Origin of the sequence: Bacillus sp. RC240 (genome assembly GCF_044907945.1) — a bacterium.
Taxonomy (GTDB): domain Bacteria; phylum Bacillota; class Bacilli; order Bacillales; family Bacillaceae_G; genus Bacillus_A; species Bacillus_A mycoides.
Window position 1 is genome coordinate 667,718 of sequence record NZ_JBIYCT010000002.1, and the last position, 17,422, is coordinate 685,139.

Annotated in this window: 17 protein-coding genes; 3 read left to right on the forward strand and 14 right to left on the reverse strand. The window is 38.0% G+C overall.

Annotation, left to right across the window (positions count from 1 at the left end; genetic code table 11):
- Positions 1-318 precede the first annotated feature (318 nt).
- Positions 319-1,146 carry a 5'-nucleotidase, lipoprotein e(P4) family gene (locus ABH955_RS11455; protein ID WP_404443469.1) on the forward strand — a complete coding sequence of 276 codons (828 nt, stop codon included), beginning with the start codon at positions 319-321 and terminating at the stop codon, positions 1,144-1,146.
- Between the two features lie 28 nt (positions 1,147-1,174).
- Here the strand turns inward: ABH955_RS11455 and motB are convergent, their stop codons facing one another.
- Positions 1,175-1,963, reverse strand: a complete 789-nt coding sequence (motB, locus tag ABH955_RS11460) for a flagellar motor protein MotB (RefSeq protein WP_002184884.1) — start codon at positions 1,961-1,963, stop codon at positions 1,175-1,177.
- Positions 1,953-2,747 carry a flagellar motor stator protein MotA gene (gene motA, locus ABH955_RS11465; RefSeq protein ID WP_002129301.1) on the reverse strand — a complete coding sequence of 265 codons (795 nt, stop codon included), beginning with the start codon at positions 2,745-2,747 and terminating at the stop codon, positions 1,953-1,955. Before motA ends, motB begins: the two co-directional genes overlap by 11 nt.
- 254 nt (positions 2,748-3,001) lie before the next feature.
- On the opposite strand from motA, the gene ABH955_RS11470 reads away from it, so the two are divergent.
- On the forward strand, positions 3,002-3,781 hold the full coding sequence (locus tag ABH955_RS11470; protein ID WP_404491124.1) for a M15 family metallopeptidase: 780 nt from the start codon (positions 3,002-3,004) through the stop codon (positions 3,779-3,781).
- Between the two features lie 36 nt (positions 3,782-3,817).
- On the opposite strand, the gene ABH955_RS11475 is transcribed toward ABH955_RS11470, so the two are convergent.
- The 4 genes from ABH955_RS11475 to sdhC form a co-directional block, all read right to left on the reverse strand.
- The gene (locus ABH955_RS11475; protein WP_002015410.1) at positions 3,818-4,261 is read right to left on the reverse strand and encodes an acyl-CoA thioesterase; all 444 of its coding nucleotides are present in this window, start codon (positions 4,259-4,261) and stop codon (positions 3,818-3,820) included.
- Positions 4,262-4,506: 245 nt separating this feature from the next.
- Positions 4,507-5,268 carry a succinate dehydrogenase iron-sulfur subunit gene (gene sdhB, locus ABH955_RS11480; RefSeq protein ID WP_002088861.1) on the reverse strand — a complete coding sequence of 254 codons (762 nt, stop codon included), beginning with the start codon at positions 5,266-5,268 and terminating at the stop codon, positions 4,507-4,509.
- The gene (sdhA, locus tag ABH955_RS11485; protein ID WP_002034228.1) at positions 5,261-7,054 is read right to left on the reverse strand and encodes a succinate dehydrogenase flavoprotein subunit; all 1,794 of its coding nucleotides are present in this window, start codon (positions 7,052-7,054) and stop codon (positions 5,261-5,263) included. The genes sdhB and sdhA overlap by 8 nt, the downstream gene beginning before the upstream one ends.
- Before the next feature lie 13 nt (positions 7,055-7,067).
- A complete protein-coding gene (gene sdhC / locus ABH955_RS11490) occupies positions 7,068-7,694 on the reverse strand; it encodes a succinate dehydrogenase cytochrome B558 (RefSeq protein WP_002015407.1) in 627 nt (208 codons plus the stop codon).
- Between the two features lie 298 nt (positions 7,695-7,992).
- Between sdhC and ABH955_RS11495 the strand changes: the two genes are divergently transcribed.
- Positions 7,993-8,442, forward strand: coding sequence for a YslB family protein (locus ABH955_RS11495; protein ID WP_404454176.1), 450 nt, complete (start codon positions 7,993-7,995; stop codon positions 8,440-8,442).
- 115 nt (positions 8,443-8,557) lie between these two features.
- Here the strand turns inward: ABH955_RS11495 and uvrC are convergent, their stop codons facing one another.
- The 8 genes from uvrC to ABH955_RS11535 form a co-directional block, all read right to left on the reverse strand.
- Positions 8,558-10,342 carry an excinuclease ABC subunit C gene (gene uvrC, locus ABH955_RS11500; RefSeq protein ID WP_002088863.1) on the reverse strand — a complete coding sequence of 595 codons (1,785 nt, stop codon included), beginning with the start codon at positions 10,340-10,342 and terminating at the stop codon, positions 8,558-8,560.
- Positions 10,343-10,490: 148 nt separating this feature from the next.
- Positions 10,491-10,805: a thioredoxin gene (trxA, locus tag ABH955_RS11505; RefSeq protein ID WP_000974757.1), complete on the reverse strand. Its 315-nt coding sequence runs from the start codon at positions 10,803-10,805 to the stop codon at positions 10,491-10,493.
- Between the two features lie 211 nt (positions 10,806-11,016).
- On the reverse strand, positions 11,017-11,994 hold the full coding sequence (gene etfA, locus ABH955_RS11510; RefSeq protein ID WP_404454182.1) for an electron transfer flavoprotein subunit alpha: 978 nt from the start codon (positions 11,992-11,994) through the stop codon (positions 11,017-11,019).
- A 36-nt stretch (positions 11,995-12,030) separates the two neighbouring features.
- Positions 12,031-12,804, reverse strand: coding sequence for an electron transfer flavoprotein subunit beta (gene etfB / locus ABH955_RS11515; protein ID WP_404491125.1), 774 nt, complete (start codon positions 12,802-12,804; stop codon positions 12,031-12,033).
- Positions 12,805-12,882: 78 nt separating this feature from the next.
- Positions 12,883-13,659, reverse strand: a complete 777-nt coding sequence (locus ABH955_RS11520; RefSeq protein ID WP_002088868.1) for an enoyl-CoA hydratase — start codon at positions 13,657-13,659, stop codon at positions 12,883-12,885.
- Positions 13,660-13,670: 11 nt separating this feature from the next.
- On the reverse strand, positions 13,671-14,258 hold the full coding sequence (locus ABH955_RS11525; protein ID WP_087945806.1) for a fatty acid metabolism transcriptional regulator FadR: 588 nt from the start codon (positions 14,256-14,258) through the stop codon (positions 13,671-13,673).
- Positions 14,259-14,364: 106 nt separating this feature from the next.
- Positions 14,365-16,050 (reverse strand): long-chain-fatty-acid--CoA ligase, encoded by a 1,686-nt coding sequence (locus ABH955_RS11530; protein ID WP_404454185.1) that lies wholly within the window; start codon positions 16,048-16,050, stop codon positions 14,365-14,367.
- Between the two features lie 193 nt (positions 16,051-16,243).
- Positions 16,244-17,422 (reverse strand): BclA C-terminal domain-containing protein (locus tag ABH955_RS11535; RefSeq protein WP_404491126.1); only part of this gene is annotated, 1,179 nt, incomplete at its 5' end.

Below are 17,422 nucleotides of genomic sequence, written 5' to 3' on the forward strand. Positions count from 1 at the left end.
TCTGTTAAAGCCTATGATTGTTCAGAATGAAATATAGTACTATATTTCATTCTCTTATATGTATCACTACATCTAACCCATCATTTGTTTCATTTAGTTAAAATTGTAAATAAAAATCCTGTTTTTGTCAATTATAATTGTCATTACGACAATAAAACTTGTCAAAATAATTATTATTATTTAACCCATCTTTCTAATATAGGACAAACTACTACATATACAAAAGACAATATGCAAATGTTCATAAAAAAAAATATAAAAAGCATTATATTTTAATATATAATATTAAATGATTTACTAACATCAAGGAGGATACATATGAAGATGAAGAGGGGTATTACCACTTTATTATCTGTAGCCGTTCTTTCCACATCGCTTGTAGCATGTTCAGGAACAGCTGAGAAAACAGTGGCGAAAGAAGAAAAAGTAAAATTAACAGACCAGCAATTGATGGCTGATTTATGGTATCAAACAGCTGGTGAAACGAAAGCACTATACTACCAAGGATATAATATTGGTCAATTGAAGCTTGATGCAGCTCTTGCAAAAGGCACAAACAAAAAACCTGCTATCGTACTTGATTTAGATGAAACTGTTTTAGATAACAGTCCTCATCAAGCAATGAGCGTAAAAACAGGAAAAGGCTATCCTTATAAATGGGACGATTGGATTAGTAAAGCTGAAGCTGAAGCTCTTCCAGGCGCGATTGATTTCTTAAAATATACAGAGTCTAAAGGTGTAGATATTTACTACATCTCAAATCGCAAAACGAATCAACTAGATGCAACTATTAAAAACCTTGAGCGCGTAGGGGCTCCTCAAGCAACGAAAGAGCATATCTTATTACAAGATCCGAAAGAAAAAGGGAAAGAAAAACGTCGTGAACTTGTTTCTCAAACACATGACATCGTCCTATTCTTCGGTGACAACTTATCTGATTTCACTGGTTTTGATGGAAAATCTGTAAAAGATCGCAATGAAACAGTGGCAGAATCAAAAGCACAATTTGGTGAAAAATTCATCATTTTCCCTAACCCAATGTACGGTGACTGGGAAGGCGCTTTATACGATTATAATTTCAAAAAATCAGATGCAGAAAAAGACAAAATTCGTCATGAAAACTTAAAATCATTTGATGCAAAATAACAAAGAGGATGGCTTGCGCCATCCTCTTTTATTGCATATTTCTTGTTAAAGGCAAGATAAACACTTCAACACGTCTATTTTTCGCTTTTCCTTCTGGCGTATCATTTGGTGCAATTGAGCGGTATTCTCCATAACCAACTGCACTAAATTTTTCTGGTTGCAATTCTTTATTTTGGAGTAACACCTGCATGAAATTAACTGCACGCTGTGTACTTAACTCCCAGTTTGATGCAAACTGAGCATTTGCGATAGGAACCGTATCTGTATGACCCGACACTGTAATTTCACGAGGTGATGCTGAAACAAGTAGGTTAGACATCTCTTTTGCAATCCCTAACGATTCCAACTTCACATCTGCTTTCCCTGAATCAAATAGTACATTTTCTAATATCGTTAACATTAATCCTTTTTCAGTTAACTTAGTTTGAAAAGAAGAGGATAATTGTTTCTCATTAATATATTGATCAATCTTTTTTTGTAATGCTTTCAACTCATCCATTTCTTTTTTTTCTTTAGCTCTATCTTCCGCTTGTTTTTTTGCTTGTTCTGCCTCAAGGCTATTTGCTGATAATTCTTTTTCCTCATTTGGTTTTTGATCGCTTAAAAATTCTTTATTTCCTGTTCCACCGGCTAACTCACTTCGAAAAGCAACTGCCATCTGTTTAAACTTCGCAGCATCTATACTACTCATTGCGAATAATACGATGAACAATGCAAATAACAACGTTAACATATCAGAATATGGAATTAACCAAGTTTCATCGATATGCTCATCATGTTTTTTCTTTTTACCTCTTCTATTTTTCTTACTCCGCATTTTTTTCTGCTCCTTTTTCTAGCTTTTTACGCTCAGTTGCAGAAAGTGCACCTAAAATACGGTTCTTCATAATAAACGGATATGTACCTTCTTGTAACATTAATAAACAATCAATAATTAAACGTTTCTTCTCTAATTCAGCAGCAGACTTTTGCTTCAATTTGTTTGCAAATGGATGCCATAATACGTAACCTGAAAAAATACCGAAAATCGTTGCAATAAACGCACCTGAAATAGCATGCCCTAGCTTTTCAATATCAGTTAAATTTCCAAGTGCAGCTACAAGACCAATAACAGCACCTAAAACCCCTAGTGTAGGTGCATATGTACCAGCTTGCGAAAAAATAGCAGCCCCTTTTGCATGTCTCTCTTCAATCGCTTCTAATTCGGCTTCTAAAATTTGTTCTAAATCCTCTGCAGATACACCATCAATAACAAATTTCATACCACGCAAAAGAAATTCATCTTCAATTTCATCTAATTGTTGCTCTAAAGACAAAATACCGTATTTTCTACTCTCAGATGTCCAATGAACAAATAATTCTAGCAATTGTTCATAACTTAAATCTTTTTTATTTGAACCAAAAAGAACTTTAAATAATTTTGGAACTCTTTTTAGTTGATTCATCGGAAATGCAATACACACTGCAGCAAATGTACCGACGAAAATAATTAGTGCTGCCGCAGGGTTTAGTAAGGCTGTTATGTCAGCACCCTTGACGACCATTCCTACTACTACTGCCAACACTCCTAAAATGATTCCAATAATTGTTGCAAAATCCATTCCCATTCACTCCTAGTCTATACAAGAAGTCCTTTATCCTTAATAATCGCTACATCTTCTTATATACATATATTACATAAAAAATGAACTTCATGAAAGATAATAAATGAATTATATGAAAAAACACTACATTTTCTGACATTTTCTTTGCGTTTCTATTACGTTATGACTCTTATATTTCTTTTTCAATAAACTAGACTTATAATAAAAACGATACATATTTTATTAAGAAAGGACAGTGATTACAAGGTATCATGAAAAAGATAATAATTATTTCTGTCACTACTATTGTAATCGGTATCACATCTTTCGCTTACTTTGGTTCTAAATCACCACTGCAAAATGAGGCGAAAGCTGTCGAAAGTCAAAAACATAGTAACCATCCAAAAGAAGAGATTCCTGCTTTCCCAAAAGCTGATCATAATGCAAAGAAACTAGATGATAATTTTTCCGTTGTAACAAACCCAGATTCTGCTCTTGTGTTAGTCAATAAACATCGTAAATTACCAGATGGGTACATTCCAGAAGATTTAACGAAACCGAACGTACCATTTACTAGTCCAAAAGATAAAGAGAAAACATTACTTCGCAAAGATGCTGCAGACGCTCTTGAAAAAATGTTCCAAGCAGCGAAAAAAGAAAGTTTAGAACTTACAGCAGTTTCAGGTTACCGTTCTTACAAACGCCAACAGTCATTACATAATACATATATTAAACGCCAAGGAAAAGCTGAGGCTGATTCGGTAAGTGCAATTCCTGGAACAAGTGAGCATCAAACTGGTCTAGCAATGGATATTAGCTCAAAATCCGCCAAATTCCAATTAGAACCAATTTTCGGAGAGACAGCAGAAGGAAAATGGGTTGCAGAACATGCCCATGAGTTCGGATTTGTCATTCATTATTTAGAGGATAAAACAGAGACAACAGAATATTCATATGAACCGTGGCACTTACGCTACGTTGGCAATCCATATGCCGCATACATATATAAGCACCACCTAACATTAGAAGAGGCAACGAAGGACAAAAAATAAGAGAGCGAATCGCTCTCTTATTTTTCTTTTATTCTATTATTGTAATAATTCCTTCCATTCCTCAGGCCACGGTTCGCCTCTTCCAGTTTTTTTCGATGCTTGGACCATCATACCGCGTCCAACTAAACAAACTTCTCCTTCTGCATTTTTGACCATATAGTGTAAATCTAAAGAGGAATTCCCAACCGCTCCCGCCTTTACATATACTTTCAACTGCTCATCAAAATAAATTTGTTTAATAAAATTGCATTGTAGATCTGCGACGACTATCATCGTTTCTGATGATTCATGTGTCCATTCTTGCATAAATCCGAGTTCTTTAAACAATGCGATACGCGCTTCTTCAAAATATGTAAAAGCAACGACATTATTTACATGTCCAAACATATCTACTTCACCAAAACGAACTTTGACAGGATTATAAAATGAAAAACCACTTTCCCATTGCTCAAAGTCTTCAATATAAGAAATTCTCTTCATCGTTCCCTCTCCTTTTCGCCCTTAAAATAAAGTGAAACTTTAATCAGTGGGGGTTTTGTTCATCCCCCAATGATTATTAGTTGAATCAATCGGGCGTTTACGGGCAGTTGATCTCCCACCTAGCTTCTTTGCTCCACCTGAATTTTGAGGTGGGAGTTTTACTGCCCGTTAATGCGGGATAAACAGAATAAACAGAAATATAAAGTTATAAATATTGCCTCTTCAACATGAAGAGGCAATATTTATTAATAGTTATTGTCGCTACCAAAGAAATCTTTGAACGATTGAATTGTTGTATCACGGTTTAATGCTGCAATTGAAGTTGTTAATGGAATACCTTTCGGACATGATTGCACACAGTTTTGAGAGTTACCACAGTTTGCAAGTCCTCCATCACCCATAATTGCACGTAAGCGATCTGCTTTATGCATTTCACCAGTTGGATGCGAGTTAAATAAACGCGCTTGTGAAAGCGGTGCTGGTCCAATAAAGTCAGACTTACTGTTTACGTTCGGACATGACTCTAAGCAAACACCACATGTCATACATTTCGAAAGTTCATATGCCCATTGACGCTTTTTCTCTGGCATTCTTGGACCTGGCCCTAGGTCGTACGTACCGTCGATTGGAATCCAAGCTTTAACACGTTTTAACGCGTTAAACATACGGCTACGGTCAACTTGTAAATCACGTACAATCGGGAATGTCTTCATCGGCTTTAAGCGAATTGGTTGCTCTAACTGGTCAATAAGGGCTGTACATGATTGACGTGGTTTTCCGTTAATCACCATCGAACATGCTCCACATACTTCCTCTAAGCAGTTCATATCCCATGCGATCGGAGTTGTTTGGTTCCCTTTTGAGTCGACAGGATTACGGCGAATTTCCATAAGCGCCGAAATAATATTCATATTAGGACGATATGGAATTTCAAACTCTTGGTCAAACTCTTGTGCATCTGGGCCATCTTGTCTCGTAATGATGAGGCGGATTGTTTTCTCAGACATGTTGTTTATCCCCCTTCTCTTCACCCTTAGCAGCTACATCATGTTTTGAGGAATAGTCACGTTTACGTGGTTTAATTAATGAAACATCCACTTCTTCGTAATGGAATGCTGGTGCCTTTCCTTCTCCCTCAAATTTCGCCATCGTAGTTTTTAAGAAGTTTGCATCATCACGATTTGGGAATTCTGGTTTGTAATGCGCTCCGCGGCTTTCATTACGGTTATATGCGCCAATTGTAATAACACGTGCTAACTCGAACATATTTGCAAGTTGGCGTGTAAATGAAGCACCCTGGTTACTCCATCTTGCTGTATCGTTAATGTTAATGCGTTTGTAACGCGCCATTAACTCTTCAATTTTCGCATCAGTTTCTAGTAACTTTTTATTTTCACGAACTACTGTAACGTTATCTGTCATCCATTCTCCAAGCTCTTTATGAAGAACATATGCATTTTCGTTACCATCAAGCATTAAAATATTGTTAAATTTCTCTGTTTCGATTAATTCATTTTGCTCATATACAGTAGATGAAACAGCATCAGATGATTTAGAAAGACCTTTCATATACTCAATTGCGTTCGGTCCTGCTACCATACCACCGTAAATTGCTGATAATAATGAGTTCGCACCAAGGCGGTTACCACCGTGCATAGAATAATCACACTCACCTGCTGCAAATAAACCTGGAATGCTTGTCATTTGCTTATAATCAACCCATAATCCGCCCATTGAATAGTGAACTGCTGGGAAGATTTTCATTGGTAGTTTACGAGGATCATCACCTGTAAATTTCTCATAGATTTCAATAATTCCACCAAGTTTAATATCTAGTTCTTTCGGATCTTTATGAGAAAGATCTAAGTACACCATGTTTTCACCGTTAATACCTAGTTTTTGCTCTACGCAAACATCAAAGATTTCACGCGTTGCAATATCACGAGGTACAAGGTTTCCGTAAGCTGGATATTTTTCTTCTAAGAAGTACCATGGCTTACCATCTTTATACGTCCAAACACGTCCACCTTCACCACGTGCAGATTCACTCATAAGACGTAACTTATCGTCTCCAGGAATTGCCGTTGGATGAATTTGAATGAACTCACCGTTCGCATAATATGCACCTTGTTGATATACAGCAGACGCTGCTGTACCTGTATTAATAATAGAGTTTGTTGATTTTCCAAAGATGATACCAGGGCCCCCTGTTGCCATAATCACGGCATCAGCTTGGAAACTTTTTATCTCCATAGTTTGTAAGTCTTGCGCGACGATTCCTCGGCACACACCTTCATCATCTACAACAGCTCGTAAGAAATCCCAACCTTCATATTTCGTTACAAGTCCTGCTACTTCATGACGACGTACTTGCTCATCTAATGCATATAGTAATTGTTGACCAGTTGTTGCGCCAGCAAATGCTGTACGGTGATGTTGTGTTCCACCGAAACGACGGAAATCCAGAAGTCCTTCTTCCGTACGGTTGAACATAACACCCATGCGGTCCATTAAATGAATAATACCAGGTGCTGCATCACACATCGCTTTAACTGGTGGTTGGTTCGCTAAGAAGTCCCCACCATAAATTGTATCGTCAAAGTGGATCCATGGAGAATCCCCTTCACCTTTTGTATTTACGGCACCGTTAATTCCACCTTGGGCACATACAGAATGTGAACGTTTTACTGGTACTAAAGAAAATAGTTCAACATTTACTCCTGCTTCTGCCGCTTTAATCGTTGCCATTAAGCCGGCCAAGCCACCGCCGACTACTATAAGTTTCCCTTTCATGCTCTCCCACTCCTTACTGGTTTGCTAGCTGTGGATCGATGAACGCTAATAATGCACTCACACCTACATAAGATAGACCTAAGAAAATAGCTAATGTTACATAAGTAGAGATTCTTTGTGAACGTGGAGATACTGTAATTCCCCAGCTTATGCAGAATGTCCATAGTCCATTTGCAAAGTGGAAAATTGTTGAAACAACACCAACTAAATAGAAACCAAACATAAATGGGTTGTTTAAAATATCTGCCATCATATCATAGTTTACCTCTTTACCTAACAATGCTTGAATACGAGTTTCCCAGACGTGCCAAGAAATGAAGATCAGCGTAACGATACCTGAAATTCGTTGGAAGACGAACATCCAGTTACGGAAATAGCCGTAAGATACCGCATTGTTCTTAGCTGTAAATGCAATATATAAGCCATATATAGCATGGTACAGTATAGGTAAAAAGATGATGAAAATTTCTAGCGCATACCGGAATGGAAGGAGCTCCATAAAGCCTGCAGCTTTGTTAAAAGCCTCTGCTCCTCTTGTTGCAAAGTTGTTTACAATTAAATGTTGCGTCAAAAAGACACCAACCGGGATGACCCCCATTAATGAGTGCCACTTACGAAACGTATACTCGCGGCCTTTCATGTCCCCATTACCCCCTTGAATGTTTGACTGCTGTTTTCAGATTAATTTACAACAATAATGTTTTTTCACTATTGGCATAAGAAAAACTGAAAAAATTATTCAAAATATTTCAGCATAATTTGATTCCAAGTTCATTTTACCCCTATTTTTGTCGAAGCGTCAAGAAAACGTATACATAATTTGCATATAATTTGCCAATTCTTTTTTTTTCTTATATATTCAGATTTACCCAAAGAAAAATCTGTTTTTATAAATGAAAAATGTTATATAATAATCCCTATAGAAAGAGGGGAATATTGTGAGCAAAAATACAATCGATATAACATCTTTAGAAGATGTTTCATTGAACGCCTTCGCTTATGAATTGCTACGTGAAGAATTACTACCTGATTTAATTGGTAACGATTTAGATGGTATTTTATACTGGGCCGGTAGAAACCTTGGGAGAAAATATCCGCTAGAAACAATTGAAGAAGTCATTCAGTTTTTTGAAAAAGCTGGTTGGGGCACTTTAAGCATCATTGAACATAAACGTCGTGAAATGCAGTTTCAACTTAAAGGTACACTTATTACTGAGCGTCAAAAACAAAAAAGACATTCATCTTATCAATTAGAAGCTGGATTTATCGCCGAGCAAATTCAAAGACAAAGAAACGTCGTTGCAGAGTCCTATGAGGAACAGAAAAAACGTTCAGACTCTATTACATTTCTTGTTAAATGGGATATGAAAGATCTCATTGAAGTGTAGCATCTACTTACAGTCAACTAGACATATAAGTTTAGTTGACTTTTTTGTATATTCATTCAGGTGAGTTTATTTTAAATATTCAGAAATTATACCAAAAAACAGAAGACGTTGTAAACTACAACGTCTTCTTATCTGTTAAATAAGTATATATCATCTCTGCAACATTTTTCGGCATACCTGCTTCGACAAATTCAGCTATGGAAGCTTCTTTCATCTTTTTTAACGAGCCAAAATGTTTTAACAATACCTTTTTTCGTTTATCGCCGATTCCTGGAATATCATCCAATGCTGATTGAATGACCGATTTCCCGTGCAACTGGCGATGGAATGTAATTGCAAATCTATGCACTTCATCTTGAATGCGTTGTAATAAATAAAATTCTTGGCTATTCCTCTCAAGCATCACAGGTTCAGGCGGATCTCCAATGATTAAATGTGATGTTTTATGTTTGTCATCTTTTACAAGCCCTGCCATTGGAATATATAATCCGAGTTCATTCTCCAGAACATCACTTGTAGCGGCCAGATGGCCTTTTCCACCATCAATAATGATTAAATCTGGTAAAGGTAAATTTTCTTTAAGCGCCCTCGTATAACGGCGTCTTACAACTTCCCTCATAGACTCGTAATCATCAGGACCTTGAACCGTTTTAATTTTATATTTCCGATATTCTTTCTTCGCTGGTTTCCCATCGATAAAAGCAATCATTGCTGAAACAGGATTTGTTCCTTGAATATTCGAATTATCAAACGCTTCAATACGATATGGTGTTTCAATCCCTAGTTGCTTCCCGAGATTATCAACAGCTTTAATCGTCCGTTCTTCATCACGTTCAATTAAGTGAAATTTCTCTTCTAGTGCAATTTTTGCATTTTTATTTGCTAATTCCACAAGATCTTTTTTCTTCCCACGCTTCGGCTGTGTCGCTTCAACTTCTAAAAAGCGCTCTACTAATTCTGAATCTATACTTCCTGGAACAACAATTTCCTTCGGCTTGAAATGACTACTGTTTTCATAAAATTGACCGATAAAAGTTAAAAATCCCTCTTCTGGTTCATCATAAATCGGGAACATAGAAACATCACGTTCAATTAGCTTTCCTTTTCGAACGAAGAAAACTTGAACACACATCCACCCTTTATCAACTGCATATCCAAACACATCACGATCCACTAAATCACTCATAATCATCTTTTGCTTTTCCATAATTGCATCAATATGAGCAATTTGATCTCGCAACTCTTTCGCCCGTTCAAATTCTAGCTTTTCTGAAGCCTCATACATCTTCGTTTCTAATTCTGAACGAATTTCTTTATGCCCACCGTTTAAGAATTTAATAATTTCATCAACAATTTCTTTGTTTTGCTCATCCGTTACTTCTTTCACACAAGGTGCTAAACATTGACCCATATGATAATACAAGCAAACTTTATCTGGCATATTTGAACATTTACGAAGTGGATACATACGATCTAATAATTTCTTTGTTTCATGTGCCGATTGCGCATTTGGATAAGGCCCAAAGTACTTTCCTTTATCCTTTTTTACATTTCGCGTAATGAGTAAGCGCGGCTGTTTTTCAGCTGTAATTTTAATGAAAGGATATGTTTTATCATCTTTTAATTGAATATTATATTTTGGATCATATTTTTTTATTAAATTTAACTCTAAAATAAGAGCCTCCAAATTTGAGGAAGTCACAATATATTCAAAATCAACAATTTCTCCAACAAGCCGAAGTGTTTTCCCATCATGCGAACCAGTAAAGTACGAGCGCACACGATTTTTGAGTACCTTTGCTTTTCCGACATATATAACCGTTCCCTGCTTATCCTTCATTAAATAACAACCAGGTTGATCGGGCAAAATTGCTAACTTCTCTTTTAAATGCTCGTGCACTCGTCTCCCTCCATTTCTACATGCTTATCATTTTTATTTTCACATAAAAACATACTATGCCAAAACACCCAACATACGTTCTTTTATTGTAACGGAAAGGTTGTAAAAAAGAAAATAAAAAAAGCTACCAACTGGTAGCTTCTTTATTTTAGAAGTGTTTAGAAACTAATTCTACTAACGCTTCTTTCGGTTTATATCCTAACGCTTGATCAACCACTTTACCATCTTTTAATACGAAAAGAGCTGGAATGCTCATTACTTCGAATTGACGAGCAGTTTCTTGGTTTTCATCAACGTCAACTTTTACTACTTTTACTTTCTCGCCTAACTCTGAATCGATTTCCTCTAATACAGGAGCGATCATTTTACAAGGTCCGCACCAAGGCGCCCAGAAATCTAATAGTACAACACCTTCGCTAGTTTCAGCTGCGAAGCTTTGGTCATTTGCATTTATAATTGCCATTTTATTTCCTCCTTCAAGTATATTCTACCAAGAGTATATCATTAACTTTTATACGTGGCGAATATTATGTATCGTTATGTATTGTAACAAAAAAATGTTCCTTTATACTATATAAAAATATGGATGAAATACTAAAAAGATGAGAGACAGGGGATCTCTCACCTTTTTCTATATATAGGGGTACTTCACTTGGAACTCAAGGGTACTCAAATCATGAATGTACTTTTAACTTTTTAAACTCTTCTGTTAAAAGAGGTAATACTTCAAACAGATCACCGACAATACCATAGTCAGCTACTTTGAAGATACTAGCTTCTGGATCTTTATTAATCGCAACAATTATTTTTGAATTAGACATACCAGCTAAATGCTGAATCGCACCAGAAATCCCGCATGCAATGTATAGGTCTGGTGTAACAACTTTACCTGTTTGACCAATTTGTAATGAATAATCACAGTACTCTGCATCACAAGCACCACGAGATGCTCCAACAGCGCCGCCTAGTACGTCAGCTAATTCTTTTAACGGTTTAAATCCTTCTTCACTCTTCACACCACGTCCACCAGCGATAATAACTTTCGCTTCAGAAAGATCAACACCTTCTGCCGTTTTACGGACAACGTCTTGAATGATTGTACGTAGATCTTTCACATCAACTGTAATAGAAGACGCTTCACCTGTGCGAGATTCATCTTTTTCAAGAGTTGCGATATTATTTGGGCGCACTGTCGCAAATAATATACCATCTGTTACAATCTTCTTCTCGAATGCTTTACCAGAGTAAATTGGACGAGTGAAGATAACATTTCCACCTTCAACTTCTAAAGCCGTCACGTCAGAAATTAAACCAGCTTCAAGCTTCGCTGCTAATTTTGGTGATAAATCTTTACCAAGTGCTGTATGTCCAAATACAATGCCTTCTGGATTTTCTTCAGCATATACAGCTAAAAATGCTTGTGCATAACCATCAGATGTATATGATTTTAATTTATCATTTTCAACTGTCACAACGCGATCTGCACCGTAATGAATCAATTCATTTGCAAAAGAGGCAACGCTGTCTCCAACTAGAAGACCTACCACTTCACCGCCTTCTGCAATTGTTTTTGCTGCTGCTACCGCTTCAAACGAAACGTTACGTAGCGATCCATCACGAACTTCACCCATTACTAATACTTTACGAGCCATAGATTTTCCCTCCTGCATATATAATTTCGTATTTTATTAGATTACTTTCGCTTCTGTATGGAGCAACGATACAAGTTCTTTTACTTGATCTTGCAGCTCGCCTTGTAACACTTTTCCTGCATCTTTCTTAGGAGGCAAATAGATTTCAATTGTTTTTGTTTTTGCTTCCACATCATCTTCTTCTAAATCTAAATCATCTAATTCTACTTCTTCTAGTGGCTTCTTCTTCGCTTTCATAATACCTGGAAGTGATGGATAACGCGGTTCATTTAAACCTTGTTGCGCTGTTACTAGAATAGGTAATGATGATTCAATTACTTCTGTATCCCCTTCAACATCACGCTCAATCTTCACATTTGTACCATCAATTTCAAGCTTCGTAATCGTCGTTACGTATGGGATATTTAACGCTTCAGCTAATCGTGGACCAACTTGTCCAGATGCACCGTCAATCGCAACGTTCCCGCCTAAAATTAAATCTATTTCTTTATCTTTTAAATATTCAGCAAGTACTTTTGCTGTTGTAAATTGGTCACCATTCTCAACATCATCTTCAATGTTAATTAGTACCGCTTTATCGCAGCCCATCGCCAATGCTGTGCGAAGTTCTTTTTCACTATCCTCGCCACCAACTGTTATAACAGTAACTTCTCCACCTTGTGCATCTCTTACTTGAATTGCTTCTTCAATCGCATATTCATCGTAAGGGTTGATGATGAATTCCGCTTCGCCATCGTAAATTGCACCGTTTTTAATTACGATTTTTTCTTCTGTATCAAATGTTCGTTTCATGAGTACGTAGATGTTCATTTCATTTACCCCCTTATTTTTCAGAAAGATTCTATCAATTTTAAAATTCTGTTAATTTGCATTAAAAAAATAATTGGATTACCTACCACTAAATGAAGGCTTACGTTTTTCTAAAAACGCTGCTACGCCTTCTCTTCCATCTTCACTCGTAAATACTTCACCAAAAATCTGTGATTCACGCTGTACACCTTCATAATAATGAGACGATTTTGTCGTTTGTAATAACTCTAGCACAGCACGAGTTGTTGCTGGGCTTTTTCCAGCAATCTGTTTTGCAATTTTAAGCGTATCTTCTAAAATGGATTCTTCAGAAAACACTCCGTTAACAAGTCCCCATTGTAATGCTTCTGCGCCAGTAATTGGTGTACTTGTTAACATCATTTCACAAGCTTTCGCTTTACCAACATAACGTGGTAAGCGCTGTGTACCTGCAAAACCAGGAATTAATCCAAGTGTTAATTCAGGTAAACCAAGCTTTGTACTTTCAGTTACAAAGCGCATGTGGCAAGACATAGCAAACTCCAGGCCGCCGCCAAGTGCCGCTCCATGAATTGCCGCAATAACTGGTTTTGAACATTTTTCAACACGCTCAAACGTAACTTGTCCAAGCTGTGCTAACTCTGTTGCTTGCTTCGCTTCAGTAACAGATGTAAATTCTTTAATATCTGCCCCTGCTGAGAAGAAGCGTCCTTCACCATGTAGAACAACAACACGAATGTTATCATCCTTTTCCACTTGATCGATTAATTCAGTAACGTCATGCATAACTTGTGAAGACATCGCATTAGCTGGAGCATGGTTTAACGTCGCCACCGCGATATGATCTTCAACTTTTACAGATAGGAATTTCAACATGATCCCTCCCATTATTTACGATAACCACAAGCTGCAATAAGTAGCCCATGTACCGTTTTTGAAAGTGCGACCAGATCATACTTATGATCGCTCATTACCCAATTGGTCACAACTTCATCTACTGTTCCAAAGATCATTTGTCTTGCCACGCGAACGTTTAAATCCGCCTGAAATTCACCTTGCTTTATACCTGTCTCTAAAATCTCATCCATAACTTGTAAGTAGCCTTTTAATACTTCATTTATTTTAAGGCGCAAGTCTTGATTGGACTGCCTTAGCTCTAATTGCGTAACGATAGCAAGAGGATCATTCTGTGACAACAGCAAGAAGTGCGTTTCTACCAACATGAATAACTTCGCTACAGCGCTTTCAATTCCTGCTATTTTTTGACGAATTGTTTCAACAAATTCTCCCATCTTCTCTTGGAATAAGGATATTAATATATCTTCTTTATTTTTAAAATATAAATAAATCGTGCCATCAGCTACCCCAGCTTGCTTTGCAATTTTAGAAACTTGCGCTTGATGGTATCCATTCTCCGCAATCACAATGACTGCAGCATCAATAATCTGATTGTATTTCGGTCTATTTTTCTTCACTTTACTGTCCCCTTCAAGAAGATGACTGAATGAATAGTCATTCATATTCTTATAATACTGACTATTTAGAAAAGTGTCAATCCTATTTTTTCAAAAAGAAAGGGCCTTAGCCCGTTTGCTCATCCTCATTCTTTCTCTTCTCTTCATCTATTAGGACACGACGTAAAATTTTTCCGACTGTCGTCTTCGGCAACTCACTTCTAAACTCATATACCTTCGGAACTTTGTAAGCTGCTAAATATTTACGTGCAAACTGATCTAATTCTTCTTCAGAACACTCAGCGCCTTCTTTCAAAACAACAAACGCTTTTACAGTTTCCCCTCGATACGGATCAGGAACACCGATTGTTACCACTTCTTGCACCTTTTCGTGCTCATATAACACTTCTTCTACTTCACGAGGATATACGTTAAAGCCACTAGCAACGATCATATCTTTCTTACGATCTTTCACATAGAAAAAGCCATCCTCATCCATGCATCCTACATCACCTGTATGGAGCCAGCCATCTTGCAGTACAGCTGCCGTTTCTTCTGGCTTATTCCAATACCCTTTCATAATTTGTGGGCCCTTTACAACAATTTCACCAATTTCACCTGGAGGTAATGACTCTCCTGTTTCAAGTGACATGATGATTGCCTCTGTATCCGGCCACGGTACCCCAATACTTCCCGGCACACGCTTTTCCCACAAAAAATTCCCATGTGTAACTGGTGATGACTCCGTTAATCCATAACCCTCTACTAATTTACCACCTGTAACTCTCTCAAACTCCTCCTGCACTTCTACAGGAAGCGGTGCAGAACCACTAATACAAGCCTGAATTGAAGAAATATCATATTCTTTTAAAAGAGGACTATTTAATAGAGCAATATAAATGGTTGGTGCTCCTGGAAATAGTGTAACTTTATGTTTCTTAATTGCTTCAAAAACCATTTTCATATCAAACTTCGGAATAAGCACCATTTTATATCCTTGCATAATACTTAAATTCATTACAGCTGTCATCCCGTACACATGAAAAAACGGAAGAACACCAAGAATTACCTCTTCTCCTTCTTTACAATTATATAACCAATGCGCTCCCATTAAAGTGTTCGAAACGAGGTTTTTATGCGTTAACATAACCCCTTTTGGAAACCCTGTCGTTCCCCCTGTATACTGCAAAAGGGCTAAATCATTTTCAGGATCACATGGAACTTCAACATTAGTACTACTTTCCCTTTCTACCGATTTCCAAAGATGAATCGTTTCGCTTTCCGACACATTCACAACAAGATTTGCCTGCTTTTTTTGTACAAATGGATAAAGTAAATTTTTAGGAAATGGTAAAAAATCTGCAATACGGGTCACGATAATGTGCTCAAGCTTTGTTGCAGTTTGAACGTTAGTAACTCTCGGAAACACTAAATCCAGGCAAAGAATAACTTTTGCCCCTGAGTCATGAAGTTGGTACTCCAGCTCTCTTTCTGTATAAAGAGGATTCGTTTGTACGACAATCCCTCCCGCAAGCAAAGTACCATAATAACCAATTACAGATTGCGGACAATTCGGTAACATAATCGCAACTCTATCGCCTTTTTCAATACCAAGCCTTTGAAGGTAATTCGCAAATTTCTTTACCTTGTCATGGAAATCTGAAAATGTAACATCTTTACCTAAAAAGTGAAGCGCTTTCTTTTCTGGATAACGAGCAGCCATTTTCTCTAAATATCCATGAAGTGGCTGAATATCATAAGAAATTGTCCCTGGAATTTCATCTGGATAACTCTGCAGCCAAGGTTTTTCCACTCTCATTCCCCCTTCCAATACTTGTGAAAATAAATGAATGTTCATTCATGATAGTTGTTTTCATTATATTATAGTCATAACAGCGTTACAATCATAATATTCTGACTTTTTTATAACTATGCTTTACTTCCTTAACTTCTTATTATATGTAGAAACTCTCCTAATTTTAAAAGAATAAGAGAGTTCACGTTACTTAGCTTAATCTTATAATCGTTAAAACTGCACCAGGTGTAGTCGTTGATAACGTGGCAACAGCTAACAATCCAAATAACTGCAAACTAATTGCACTCCCCGCTGCAAGAGTCGTAATAATTGTTGCACTAAATGATGTCGTTGCTAATGCAGGGGAATTGATAGTTCCAGCAAGCGGTGCACCATTAATTGTAATTCGCGAACTAACTAATAATGAAGCCGTTATATTAATTGTATATGAAATATAATAATTCCCCGCATTTGCGGCCGTAAATACTGTGTTCCCCCCCGATACTGTAATTCCTGGACCGATATTTTGATTATTTGGAAGTGGGACATTTGTTCCACCAAGAAGCACTGATATTGCCGCTCCTGATGTATTATTCGCAAATGCATACGTCGCAGTTATACTTGTACCTGTTACTCCCGTCGCTCCTGTTTCACCCGTTGCTCCCGTTATTCCCGTTGCTCCTGTTGCTCCTGTTGCTCCTGTTGGGCCTGTTGGACCTGTTGGACCTGTCGCTCCTGTTGCTCCCGTTGCTCCTGTTGCTCCTGTTGCTCCCGTTGCTCCTGTTGCTCCCGTTGCTCCCGTTGCTCCCGTTGAACCTGTCGCTCCCGTTGGACCCGTTGCTCCCGTTATTCCCGTTGCTCCTGTTGCTCCCGTTGCTCCTGTTGCTCCTGTTGCTCCTGTTGCTCCTGTTGCTCCTGTTGCTCCTGTTGCTCCTGTTGGGCCTGTTGGACCTGTTGGACCTGTCGCTCCTGTTGCTCCCGTTGAACCTGTCGCTCCCGTTGCTCCCGTTGCTCCCATTATTCCCGTTGCTCCTGTTGCTCCCGTTGCTCCCGTTATTCCCGTTGCTCCCGTTGCTCCTGTTGCTCCCGTTGCTCCCGTTGCTCCCGTTGCTCCTGTTGCTCCCGTTGCTCCTGTTGCTCCTGTTGCTCCTGTTGCTCCTGTTGCTCCCGTTGCTCCCGTTATTCCCGTTGCTCCCGTTGCTCCTGTTGCTCCCGTTGCTCCTGTTGCTCCCGTTGCTCCTGTTGCTCCCGTTGAACCTGTCGCTCCCGTTGGACCCGTTGCTCCTGTTGCTCCTGTTGCTCCCGTTGCTCCCGTTGCTCCCGTTGCTCCCGTTGCTCCCGTTGCTCCCGTTGCTCCCGTTGCTCCCGTTGCTCCCGTTGCTCCCGTTGC

What these genes read in the sequence shown, in the direction of transcription:
- ABH955_RS11455 (WP_404443469.1), top strand. Translation starts at nt 319, where the DNA reads ATGAAGATGAAGAGGGGTATTACCACTTTATTATCTGTAGCCGTTCTT.
- motB (WP_002184884.1), bottom strand. Translation starts at nt 1,963, where the DNA reads ATGCGGAGTAAGAAAAATAGAAGAGGTAAAAAGAAAAAACATGATGAG.
- motA (WP_002129301.1), bottom strand. Translation starts at nt 2,747, where the DNA reads ATGGATTTTGCAACAATTATTGGAATCATTTTAGGAGTGTTGGCAGTA.
- ABH955_RS11470 (WP_404491124.1), top strand. Translation starts at nt 3,002, where the DNA reads ATGAAAAAGATAATAATTATTTCTGTCACTACTATTGTAATCGGTATC.
- ABH955_RS11475 (WP_002015410.1), bottom strand. Translation starts at nt 4,261, where the DNA reads ATGAAGAGAATTTCTTATATTGAAGACTTTGAGCAATGGGAAAGTGGT.
- sdhB (WP_002088861.1), bottom strand. Translation starts at nt 5,268, where the DNA reads ATGTCTGAGAAAACAATCCGCCTCATCATTACGAGACAAGATGGCCCA.
- sdhA (WP_002034228.1), bottom strand. Translation starts at nt 7,054, where the DNA reads ATGAAAGGGAAACTTATAGTAGTCGGCGGTGGCTTGGCCGGCTTAATG.
- sdhC (WP_002015407.1), bottom strand. Translation starts at nt 7,694, where the DNA reads ATGAAAGGCCGCGAGTATACGTTTCGTAAGTGGCACTCATTAATGGGG.
- trxA (WP_000974757.1), bottom strand. Translation starts at nt 10,805, where the DNA reads ATGGCAATTATAAATGCAAATGACCAAAGCTTCGCAGCTGAAACTAGC.
- etfA (WP_404454182.1), bottom strand. Translation starts at nt 11,994, where the DNA reads ATGGCTCGTAAAGTATTAGTAATGGGTGAAGTTCGTGATGGATCGCTA.
- etfB (WP_404491125.1), bottom strand. Translation starts at nt 12,804, where the DNA reads ATGAACATCTACGTACTCATGAAACGAACATTTGATACAGAAGAAAAA.
- ABH955_RS11520 (WP_002088868.1), bottom strand. Translation starts at nt 13,659, where the DNA reads ATGTTGAAATTCCTATCTGTAAAAGTTGAAGATCATATCGCGGTGGCG.